The organism is Aerococcus sp. 1KP-2016 (assembly GCF_002252085.1).
GTDB lineage: Bacteria > Bacillota > Bacilli > Lactobacillales > Aerococcaceae > Aerococcus.
Window position 1 is genome coordinate 1 of sequence record NZ_NEEY01000107.1, and the last position, 613, is coordinate 613.

Annotated in this window: 1 protein-coding gene; it reads right to left on the minus strand. The window is 37.7% G+C overall.

The window, feature by feature from the left end; genetic code table 11:
* On the minus strand, nucleotides 1–613 hold a 613-nt coding region (locus tag B9P78_RS09610), incomplete at both ends, for an IS6-like element IS1216 family transposase (protein WP_094519191.1).

A 613-nucleotide genomic window follows, 5' to 3' on the forward strand; every position in this document is an offset into this window, starting at 1 on the left:
TTGATTTCAGTACAGACCGAAAACCCGAAGAGAGTGCCTTCTTTTCGGGTTTTCTTATATAATCCTCGAATGGCTTCCATGCCTTTAATCGTGGTAGAGGCAGTGCGTAAACTTCGATAGAATTTATTGCGTCTCTTTACTGGACGATGGTCTTGTTCAATCAAATTATTCAGGTATTTAATGGTACGATGTTCTGTCCCTTGATAAAAGTCGCCGTATTCTTTTAGTTTATTAAAGGCACTTGTAATAGAGGGGGCTTTATCTGTGACTACAACCTTCGGTTCATCAAACTGCTTCACTAACCGCTTAAGAAAAGCATAGGCTGCTTGTGTGTCCCGTTTTTTACGTAACCAAATATCCAAGGTTAAACCATCTGCATCGATGGCTCGATACAAATAATGCCATTTTCCTTTAATTTTGATGTACGTTTCATCCATTTTCCATGAATAAAAGGATTTTTTATTTTTCTTTTTCCAAATTTGATAGAGTAGTTTGCCATATTCTTGCACCCAACGATAAATCGTCGTATGAGAAACGTTAATGCCACGATCATATAAGATTTCTTGAACTTCACGATAGCTAAGGTTATAACGAAGATAGTAGCCCACGGCTA